Origin of the sequence: Desulfuromonas sp. AOP6 (assembly GCF_009731355.2) — a bacterium.
Classification (GTDB): domain Bacteria; phylum Desulfobacterota; class Desulfuromonadia; order Desulfuromonadales; family SZUA-540; genus SZUA-540.
The window spans coordinates 997,322-1,007,500 of record NZ_AP022810.1 but is presented as its reverse complement, the minus strand read 5'-3'; the positions used below and the strand labels follow the sequence as shown (position 1 = coordinate 1,007,500).

The 10,179-nt window shown below is 55.2% G+C and carries 9 protein-coding genes (1 of these 9 running past the window's edge); all 9 read right to left on the bottom strand.

Translation table 11 applies throughout. The features are described 5' to 3' along the window. Window positions 1-916: the 5' portion of a tyrosine--tRNA ligase gene (tyrS, locus tag AOP6_RS04810; RefSeq protein WP_155875482.1), read on the bottom strand. It extends 305 nt beyond the left edge of the window; the window shows 916 of its 1,221 coding nt (coding positions 1-916); its start codon is at window positions 914-916; the stop codon falls past the left edge of the window. A gap of 29 nt (window positions 917-945) precedes the next feature. Beyond that, window positions 946-1,734 (bottom strand): TIGR00282 family metallophosphoesterase, encoded by a 789-nt coding sequence (locus AOP6_RS04805; RefSeq protein ID WP_155875481.1) that lies wholly within the window; start codon window positions 1,732-1,734, stop codon window positions 946-948. Window positions 1,735-1,751: 17 nt separating this feature from the next. Continuing rightward, window positions 1,752-3,314, bottom strand: coding sequence for a ribonuclease Y (rny, locus tag AOP6_RS04800; RefSeq protein ID WP_155877655.1), 1,563 nt, complete (start codon window positions 3,312-3,314; stop codon window positions 1,752-1,754). A 58-nt stretch (window positions 3,315-3,372) separates the two neighbouring features. Further along, window positions 3,373-3,933 carry a 5-formyltetrahydrofolate cyclo-ligase gene (locus tag AOP6_RS04795; protein WP_155875480.1) on the bottom strand — a complete coding sequence of 187 codons (561 nt, stop codon included), beginning with the start codon at window positions 3,931-3,933 and terminating at the stop codon, window positions 3,373-3,375. Window positions 3,934-4,335: 402 nt separating this feature from the next. After that, the gene (locus tag AOP6_RS04790; RefSeq protein ID WP_155875479.1) at window positions 4,336-4,614 is read right to left on the bottom strand and encodes a cell division protein ZapA; all 279 of its coding nucleotides are present in this window, start codon (window positions 4,612-4,614) and stop codon (window positions 4,336-4,338) included. Then, window positions 4,611-4,802 (bottom strand): cell division protein ZapB, encoded by a 192-nt coding sequence (locus AOP6_RS04785; protein WP_155875478.1) that lies wholly within the window; start codon window positions 4,800-4,802, stop codon window positions 4,611-4,613. Before AOP6_RS04785 ends, AOP6_RS04790 begins: the two co-directional genes overlap by 4 nt. A gap of 61 nt (window positions 4,803-4,863) precedes the next feature. After that, complete coding sequence (gene ftsY, locus AOP6_RS04780) at window positions 4,864-6,153, bottom strand: signal recognition particle-docking protein FtsY (protein WP_225897359.1); 1,290 nt, start codon at window positions 6,151-6,153, stop codon at window positions 4,864-4,866. A gap of 44 nt (window positions 6,154-6,197) precedes the next feature. After that, entirely contained in the window at window positions 6,198-6,557 is a 360-nt protein-coding gene (locus AOP6_RS04775) for a roadblock/LC7 domain-containing protein (RefSeq protein WP_155875477.1), read from the bottom strand. A gap of 2 nt (window positions 6,558-6,559) precedes the next feature. Next, window positions 6,560-10,090, bottom strand: coding sequence for a chromosome segregation protein SMC (gene smc / locus AOP6_RS04770; RefSeq protein WP_155875476.1), 3,531 nt, complete (start codon window positions 10,088-10,090; stop codon window positions 6,560-6,562). Window positions 10,091-10,179 lie beyond the last annotated feature (89 nt).

Sequence of the window (10,179 nt, the reverse complement as noted above, 5' to 3'; positions counted from 1 at the left end):
ATCGCGTGACAAGCTCGCGAGCCAGAGCCTTTTTGCTTTCCATGGGATGGGCGCCGGATGCCTTGCCGGCAACACCGTCCTTGACCTGCTGCAGCCCGGCGAGGTCCACATCGGAAAGCAATTCATAATAGCGGATCATAAGTTCGTCGGAGATGCTCATGACTTTACCATAGATCTCGCGGGGAGGCTCGGTGATGCCGATGTAATTACCCAGGGACTTGCTCATCTTGTTGACCCCGTCAAGCCCTTCGAGCAGCGGCATGGTCAATACGGACTGGGGCCGCTGCCCCTCCTGCTTCTGCAATTCCCGGCCAACCAGAAGGTTGAATTTCTGATCTGTCCCCCCCAGTTCGACATCGGCTTTGAGGGCTACGGAGTCATAGCCTTGCACCAAAGGGTAGAGGAATTCGTGAATGGCAATGGGCTGTTGCCCGCTGAAACGTTTGTGAAAATCGTCGCGTTCAAGCATTCGAGCTACCGTGTAGCGCGCCGCCAGGCCGATGAGATCAGCAGCAGTCATCGGCCCCATCCAGGAACTATTGAAGACGACCTTGGTTTTTGCCGGGTCAAGAATTTTAAAAACCTGCTCCCGATAGGTCTGGGCATTGGCAAGCACTTGCTCCCGCGTAAGAGGCTTGCGGGTTTCGTTCTTGCCCGTCGGGTCTCCAATCATGCCCGTAAAGTCACCGATCAGAAAGCAGACCTCATGGCCGAGTTCCTGAAACTGCTTAAGCTTTTGAATCAGAACCGTATGGCCGAGATGGAGATCAGGAGCTGTTGGATCAAAGCCAGCCTTGATCCTGAGAGGAACCCCCTTGGCGATCGACTCCTTGATTTTCTCCTCCAATTCGGCCTCAACCAGTATTTCTACGGCACCACGCCGTATGACGGCCATCTGTTCCTGTACGGTATTCATCGACTGCAATCCTCTAGATTTCATTCAGGTTAACGAGAGACAAGCTCTTCCCTGACACGGGAGACTCCTGTCGCTCGGCCGGTTTTCTCATCTATAGCGAACAGCACCCCACATAAAACGGGATCTTTTTTGGCGACCTCGAAACGAACCGGCAACTGGGTCAAAAATCGTTCAATGGCCAACTCTTTACGGATGCCGATAACAGCGTCAAGGCTTCCGGTCATGCCGGCATCGGTAATATAGGCTGTCCCCCCAGCCATAATGTACTCATCAGCCGTCTGGACATGCGTGTGAGTACCGACGAGGGCAGAAACCCGTCCATCAAGATAGTGCCCGAGGGCCACCTTCTCACTGGTAGCCTCCGCATGGAAGTCGACGAGAATAATCCGGGTCTCTCCCCTGATCTGCTCGATCAACCTGTCGGCTTCCCGGAAAGGGCACTCTAGGTTTTTCATAAAAACCCGTCCTTCCAGGTTAATCACCCCGACCTTGATACCGGCACTGGTGGAGTACACCCCCACACCGCGCCCAGGGAGACCCTCAGGGTAGTTGGCTGGTCGAAGGAGAGCCGGTTCTCTATCGAGGGTATCGTAGATCTCCTTCTTGTCCCAAATGTGATTTCCGGTAGTGATGACATCAACACCGAGATCAAAAAACTCCCGAACGATATCGGCGGTCAGACCGAACCCGGCCGCCGCATTCTCTCCATTAACGACGATCAGATCTACCTGGTGATGATCCACCAGGCGATCTAGCGTCTGCGCAAGGACCTGACGGCCTGCCCTGCCAACAACATCTCCAATAAAAAGAATATTCAAGAAATCTGTCTCCGCGCCTACTTGGCATATTCCGTCGCCCGGGTTTCACGGATAACGTTGACCTTGATCTGTCCCGGGTAGGTCATCTCCGCCTCTATCTTGCGGGCAATATCTCTGGCCACCACATAAGACTGAGCGTCAGAGACCGCATCACTGGAGACCATGACGCGAATTTCGCGGCCAGCCTGGATGGCGTAGCAACTGGTAACGCCCTGGAACGAGGTACCAATGCGTTCGAGATCCGCCAGTCGCTTGACATAGGTTTCCAGCATCTCCCGCCGCGCACCGGGCCGGGCTCCGGAGAGGGCGTCGGCCGCCTGCACCAGCACGGCGAGAATAGTTTCGGGTTTCTCGTCTTCGTGGTGAGCCGCTATTGCATGAACGATCTTAGGTGCCTCACCGTATTTTCGGGCGAGATCAGCGCCGATAACGGCATGGGAACCTTCAATTTCGTGGTCGACAGCCTTCCCTATATCGTGGAGCAGTCCAGCTCTTTTGGCCTGCTTTACATTAATGCCCAGCTCTGCTGCCATGATCCCACACAAAAACGCGACCTCAAGCGAGTGCTGCAGCACGTTTTGGCCATAGGAGGTACGGTAACGCAGGCGCCCTATCAGCTTGATGATTTCCGGGTGGATACCGTGCACACCGACGTCGAAGGTGGCCTGCTCTCCGGCCTCCCTGATTGCTTCATCAACATCCTGGGTTGCTTTGTTAACGACCTCCTCGATGCGGGCCGGATGAATACGGCCATCCCCGATGAGACGCTCCAGAGAGAGCCTGGCCACCTCACGGCGGACCGGATTGAAGCCGGAGATAATGACGGCCTCGGGGGTGTCGTCGATGATCAGGTCGATACCCGTGGCAGCCTCAATGGCCCTGATATTACGCCCTTCCCGACCGATGATCCGCCCCTTCATCTCATCGGAAGGCAACGGCACCACACTCACGGTCTTTTCAGCAACAAAGTCCCCGGCGTAGCGCTGGATAGCAAGAGCAAGGATCTCCTTGGCTTTCTTGTCGGCGGTCTCCTTGGCTTCCTCCTCTATTTGCTTGATCCTTTTGGCCGCATCATGACGAGCCTCACTTTCCATAGCCTCCATCAATTGCCGCTTCGCCTCTTCGGAACTCAGCCCAGACATACGCTCCAACTGCTGCTTCTGCTCAGCAACCAGTTGGTCAATATCTTTTTCCTTGCCGGCCAACCGTTCTTCCCGTTGCAATACAGAGCGCTCACTTTTAAGCAGCTCCTCTTCACGGCTATCCAGTTGAATCGCTCGGCGGTCGAGATTTTCCTCTTTCTGTAGGAAGCGTTTCTCCTGGGTCTGCAGTTCCCGCCGCAACTCCCGGGCTTCATTCTCCCACTCGGACTTCGCTTGAAAAACAGCATCCTTCGCCTGAAGGATGGCTTCCTTACGGATAGTGTCCGCTTCTCTTTTCGCTTCATCAACAATCTTCTCGGAGGCTCTTTCGGCCCCAGAGACCCGGGAATCGGCCATTTTTCTCTGAATCAGAGTTCCGATGACGAAGCCGGCGGCAGCGCAGGCAGCCAGCAATACCAACAACAAAAAGATATTTATCTGCAACGTTAGGATCCTCCTCAGTCGTGTTGTAAATTAATGCCTGAAGGCTGTTTGTTCACCTGATATTATTAATCGTCCGACTCTCCGTCAGCACAAGATCCAGTCGGATGTCGTGCAGTTCTGTCGGCAATTGCGCAAGAACCTGGAAATCAAAACAGAGCCCGGCCAATACACCCCGCCCGGCCCGCTGGGCAAGAGCGCGATCATAGCAACCCTTACCATAGCCCAACCTGAATCCCGACAAATCGAAAGCAAGGCCGGGAATCACCAGGAAATCGATATCGGCGGCAACGAGAACCACCTGTCCGATGGGTTCGAGCACACCGAAACGACCATGTACCAACTCTTTTCGATCCTCGACTACGACAAATTCAAGCAAATCTTTTCCTACTCTCGGATAAAGAATTTGCTTCCCCTGATCCCGGGCCACCTCAAAAAGGGTTTCGGTAAAAACTTCATTCATGATGGGACTATAGAGTCCCACAGTGCGGGCAGACTGGAATTCAGGCGTTTGCAGAAGCCGCCGCTGCGCCAGAAGACTTCGACTGAAGCAGGTGGCAGGAGCCAGATGCCGACGCTCGGCCAGCATCCTTTCCCGGATGGAGTGTTTTGGCATGGGCCGAGATCCTCCAGGGCAGATGATCTCCGGCAGGAAGGTTCAGATAGGGAACGGAAAGGACGGAATCAGGATCCAGTATGCGGGGAGGTTAAGTTCGATCAAGCACACAGCAAAATTCGGCAGGCACCGACATTCCCGGCAGGTTAACTCGAGGCAAAGACATCGTCTCGACTTCCTCCCCGGGAATGGTGTTGTCAGCGCGGCACAAGCCGGTCAGCTTTTTCGAACAAAATTCTAGCATAAGGGACCTGCAAAGCGCCTGAAGGGCAGGCGCGGTTTCCATTCATCAATCTATCTTAAGTCTCCCGATGGAGATCAGGGCGTGGCCAAGCCACTTCACAGGTGATAGTCCGCAAACATGCAGACGATCTTCTTTTCCATCCAACCAGTTGCCAAAACTCAGCCCCTGTCGACCGCTACCTCCTCAAGCCGCTTCAGTAAGCGATGGAGGTGCCTTTCTGCCTCGGAGTGGGCATCCAGCAACTGCAGATGCGCTCCAGCCAGATTCATAAGAGCGAGGATGACTGAATTCAGGGTGTCGGCCGTCTTTTTACCGCGGGCAACGTGAGACAGCTGATCATTGACGAAAGTGGCAACCCGATGCACATCCACAGCATCGGCGTCACTTTTAACCGTATACTGTTGCCCCAGGATCGTTACCTGGACAGCATTCTTCAAGAGATCTCCCGATCAACGCGGTCGAGTTTGCCCAACATTCTGTCCAGTTCAGCACGAACCCTGTCGCGTTCCTTCAGAAAGGCTTCTTTCTCTCCACGGAGTTGTCTGCATTCATCCAGTAGATCCTGGTGTTGTTTCAACAGGTTATCGAGCTTTTCCTCAAGCCGGAAAACGACATCCAGATCCATCTCATCCCACTCCAGTTTGGACAAAAATTCTAGGTAAAGCAACCTGTAAAGTCAAGATCTTTCAATTTCTCTGAAAAAGGGCCTCAACAAATAGGTCGGGATCAAACTCGCGGAGGTCATTGACGCCTTCGCCAATACCGACGAAACGAACGGGCAATTCAAGTTCGCTGCCGATGGCCGCGACCATGCCGCCCTTGGCCGTACCGTCAAGTTTTGTCAGAGCGATGCCGGAAACCTCAACAGCCTCCTTAAACAGCCGGGCCTGAACAAGGGCATTTTGTCCGGTGGTCGCATCAAGAACGAGCAGGGTCTCATGGGGTGCTCCAGAGAGTTCCCGATGGAGAACACGGCGAATTTTCTTCATCTCTTCCATCAGATTTACTTTCGTATGGAGCCTCCCCGCTGTATCGAGGATAAGGACATCAGCCTTACGGGCAATGGCGGCCTTGATGGCATCAAAGGCAACGGCAGCCGGATCAGCGCCTTCATCATGACAAATCACTTCGGCACCGGCCCGCTCCCCCCAAATGGTCAGCTGTTGTGCCGCGGCCGCGCGAAAGGTGTCGCCAGCGCCAAGAACAACTTTTTTACCTTGCGATGTCAACTGTTTCGCCAATTTGCCGATGGTTGTCGTTTTGCCGACGCCGTTAACTCCCACCACCATGATGACATAGGGCGATGCCGTGGAAAAATCGAGAGGAGCCGCCTCCAGACGGAGTCGGTGCCTGATTTCTTCCTGCAGAACACTACGAACCACTTCGTGGCGGGGAGCTCCCCCTTTGGCCAGACGCTTCTGGATGGCGGCCGTCAGCTCCATCGTGGTCTTCATGCCGAAATCAGCGGAAATCAGAATTTCCTCCAACTCTTCGAGCATTTCGGCATCTTCACCTTTATGGGCTTTCAGCAAAGAATCGATACGCCCCATAACAGCTGACTGGGTCTTGGCCAGGCCCTTGCGCATGCGCTCAAAAAGGCTTTGAGGCGTTTCCTCGGAAGCTTCAGGGCCACCCTCCGGGTGAGCGCCAAGGCGCTCGACAGCAGGCTGGCTGGAAAATTCTATCTCGGTTTCGGCAGATGCCTCGGGCATCCCCTCGGGGCGCGCCTGAGCACCAACTTCTGCCTCTACCTCGCCTGGCTCTTCATCCGCTTGCCCTACGTTCTCCCCTTCCGCAGGAACGTCCATTTTTCTGGAACGCCTTCTCAGCAGCAGGACGACCATAAACAGGACCAACAAGGTCAACAGAAGATACAGAGCAGCAAGGGCCCCCATGACACCGTATTCTTCGGGAACTCCTATTCTCACCAATAACTCGGCGAACTGGTTGAGCCATATCAGCATCGATTCTTTCAACGTTTCACTCCTTTAGAAAGGTCAGCCTGAAAGCAGAACAGGGATCAGAGGATCTCCATTCGAACCCTGTCGGCGCAGAGACGGGCGGCATGGAGGGCAAGCCCGAGGGATCCGGCTCGATCCAAGGCAACTACCAGAAAGTAGTCAGCCGTCACTGGGACCAGAAGGGTCTGCATGGTCTCTGCCGTCACTACGATTTCCTGCAAATCATCGGCATTCAATCGACTCATGATTTCCCGCATATTATTGAGAATGACGCCCCCGTGAGCACCGTGAAGCTTCAAATCGTATTCATCCATCCGGGTCACCTGGTCAACAGCCTCTCCTTCCCAATCGGCAATGATCGCCCCCAGGACACCTGGAACCCGATCCATCAACTCTGTCAATTCTCTCTTGAAAGGCATCCTCAACCCTCCAATTCGTTGAAACGGACCGACACCAGTTTGGATACGCCAGGCTCCTCCATGGTGACCCCGTAGAGGGTATCGGCTATTTCCATGGTCCGCTTATTATGGGTAATGATGATAAATTGAGAAGCCGCCGACATCTGGCGCACGATGTCGTTGAAGCGGCCGATATTGGCATCATCCAGGGGCGCGTCAACTTCGTCCAGCATGCAGAACGGCGAAGGTTTGATGAGAAAAATGGAGAAGATCAGGGCGACGGCCGTCAGGGCTTTTTCACCACCCGACAGGAGATTGACACTCTGCAACCGCTTCCCCGGCGGCTGCACAATGATGTCGATACCCGTCTCGAGCAGATCCTCTTCGTCAGTCAGGGCCAATTCAGCCTTACCCCCTAAAAAGAGGCGTGGAAAAACCTCCTGAAACTTGGCGTTGACCAAATCGAAGGTCTCACGAAAACGCTTTCGGGTCGTTCGGTTGATCTTGCTGATAGCCGTCTGCAACCCTTCCAGCGACGTTTTGAGATCCTCCTGTTGGCCGGTCAGAAAGGAAAAACGTTCCTCCAGCTCCCGATATTCCTCAATGGCGGTCAGATTGACCTCCCCCATGTCGTCGATGACCCGCCTCAAGTCGGAGGCGCGGGTTTGCATGGCTTCGCTGTCGGCCAAATCTTCCTCAGGGGCATCCATCTCGGCCAGATCGAGGCGGTAGCGATCCAGAACCCCTTCGCGCAAATGCTCCGCCTCCATATCCAGCTCTCGGGTCTTGAGCTGCAGGCTTGACAGGGTTTCCCGCAGATCGTTCATGCGAGACCGGGTTCCCTTGAGCACATCTTCATGTTCTTCGATGTGGCGGGCGCTTTCGTCAAAACGCTCTTTGAGCCGATCAAAACTCTTTTTCTCTTCTTCCCGTTTGCGGAAAAGGACTTCCAGTTCGGTTCTCAGCCGGCCACTGTCCAACTCCAAACGGGCCCTCTCTTCCTCGGCCTCCTCCTGTTGGCTTTTCAGAAGGGCCAGTCGTCCCTGCAGTTCTCTTCGAAGGGTTTCAAGCCGTTCCTGGCTCTTACGCGAGCTTTCCTCTCTTTCACGCAGGCTGGTGACGATAACCTTGAGGGCAGTAACTTTTTCACGGCCATCTTCCAGGGCTCGCTTCCGAACCTGCATTTCCTCCTGCAGTTCTGCCAGGGACTCTTCCAGAACTGTCTTTTCCTGCTCTTTCGCCAGGCGCAGGTCGTTGGCCTCCCTCTGTTGCTTCTCAAGACCTTCTCGTTCTTCGTGGAGCTGATCCTCTTCCAGACTGAGCACTTCGAGGCGCTCCGTCAGCCGGGCGAAATCCTGCTTGAGGCGGTTTAAATCTTTTTCATTGTCAAAAACCTTGATCTCCTTGCGATGCAGCGCAGCGCCGATCTCCCGAAGATTTTCCTCTTCCTGGGACAACTGTTCACGCAGATCGAGACGCTCTTGCTGCCATTGTTCGACACGGGCTTCCGCCAGTTTCACCCCATCGGCAAGTTCTTTCATTTCCCGCTTCTTGTGCAGCAGTCCTTCGTCGATCCCTTTGGTAGAGCCACCCTGCAATTCGCCTCGTCCGGTCAGAATCTCTCCCTCCATCGTCACCAGGGTAACTCCTGGAGGAAGAGGCTTACCCAGCCAGGGGTAGAGACTGTCCACCAGAAAGACACCATGCAGAAGCGTTTCAACCCGGGCAGCTGCCCCGGTCGCTGGCATGACCAGGGAAGCAAGAGGACGGCCTCCCTCCACAGGGGGCAGCGGCTCCGCCGGAAAAGGGGGCAGTAGAAAGGTGCAGCGTCCACCGGCTTCTCTGAGAAAATCAAGGGCAGCCATGACATCGTCTCCACGGTCAGCCAGCACCGCCTGCAGGCGGTCGCCCAGAACGGACTCCACTGCCCGCTCAAACTCCGCCGCCACCTCGAGTATCTCGGCGGCAACAGCACCAAACCGCTGTCGCATTTCGGGATTTTTCAAGAGCGCCTTGACCCCACCGCCGTAACCTTCGAGGCTACGTTCGAGTTCTTTCAAGGATTCGAGGCGGGAGCGGTGCCGATTGAGTTCTTCACGCTGTATCAGCAGACGATTTTCATTCTCTTCCAGTTTCCCCTTAAGGCTGCGCAGAGTTTCCTGGGAAACGACCTGCTCTTCGAGCAGAACGTCTTTTTTGCGCAAAAAGCCCTGCAGGGCCGATTCAAGCTCGGCGATCAACATCTGGGCCTGTTCCTGCTGCTCCAGCAGGGAGACAGCTTCCTGACGATTGCGACTCGTCCTCTCCTCCAGCGACTGCAGCCGGCGACGGGCGTCTTCGTGCACATGACTTAATTGGGAAAGATGGGTCAATAGAGCAAAGAGAGCCGTACGCGTTTCTTCGAGGCGGGTGGCGACGCTCTGTTCGGCAAAACTCAACTCTTCGGCTGTGGCTTCGGCCGCGGCCAGGCTCCGCTGTTCCTGCTGAAGATCGGCGCCAAGCATGGACCCGTCTTGGAGCAAAGAGTCCTGCTCCGAGGCGACCTCTTCGAGACGCCGCCGCACCTCCTGCGACTCCGCCGCCTGCCGTTCCTGCTGACGCAGCAGACCCTCCATCTCCTTGCCACCGAAGCCGATCTGTCCCTCTATCCGCTGAATCTCCGACGTCAAGTGGAAGACCTGTTCCTGCCCCTCGGCCACCTCTTTTTCGACAGTGACATGGCGTAGCCGCAACTCTTCAAGGGTGAGCTCTCCCTGCTCAACCTGCCCTTTGAAGCGTTCCATCAAACCGACCTGTTCTTGCTCTTCCTGCTGCCGGGAATCGATCTCCTTTTTCAGGGCCAGATAACGCTGCAGCGTCAGCCTCGTCTCCAGAGACTTCAGCTCTTCGCGACATTCCCTGAATTTCTGGGCCTTCTGAGCCTGACGCTTGAGGCTGCCCAGCTGGCGTCTGACTTCCGACACGATGTCGCCGAGGCGAAGCAGGTTTTGCTTGGTCGCCTCAATCTTGCGCAGTGCCGACTTTTTGCGGGATTTGAACTTGGTCACCCCGGCGGCTTCCTCGATGAGAAAACGGCGATCCTCGGGCTTGGAATTGAGGATCATGCCGATCTTGCCCTGCTCAATAATGGAGTAGGCACGGGCACCGATTCCCGTATCCATGAACAACTCGGTGATGTCCATGAGGCGACAGGGCGTTTTGTTAATCAGATACTCACTGTCCCCGTTGCGATACAGCCGGCGGGTGACCATGATTTCCGCGTAATCCTTGAAGGCGGCGGGGGCCAGACCATCGGCGTTGGAGAAGACCATGGAAACTTCAGCCATGCCAAGGGGTCGGCGGGATTCACTGCCGCCGAAAATGATGTCCTCCATGGAGCGGCCGCGAAGATTCTTGGCATTCTGCTCCCCCATGGCCCAGCGGATGGCATCGACCACATTGCTCTTCCCGCAGCCGTTAGGGCCAAGAATGGCCGTGACCCCATCGTTAAAGTCGAGGGAGACCTTGTCAACGAAGGATTTGAATCCGAGGATATCGACCCGCTTGATTTGCATGGGAAAAGGATCACCTATTACTGAAAAGGGGAAGCTGCGCAGTCAAAATAGCGCGCCATGGTAACAAGCTATAAAAATCCTGTAAAGAG

What these genes read in the sequence shown, in the direction of transcription:
- AOP6_RS04795 (WP_155875480.1), bottom strand. Translation starts at nt 3,933, where the DNA reads ATGCCAAAACACTCCATCCGGGAAAGGATGCTGGCCGAGCGTCGGCAT.
- AOP6_RS04785 (WP_155875478.1), bottom strand. Translation starts at nt 4,802, where the DNA reads ATGGATCTGGATGTCGTTTTCCGGCTTGAGGAAAAGCTCGATAACCTG.
- AOP6_RS04775 (WP_155875477.1), bottom strand. Translation starts at nt 6,557, where the DNA reads ATGCCTTTCAAGAGAGAATTGACAGAGTTGATGGATCGGGTTCCAGGT.
- smc (WP_155875476.1), bottom strand. Translation starts at nt 10,090, where the DNA reads ATGCAAATCAAGCGGGTCGATATCCTCGGATTCAAATCCTTCGTTGAC.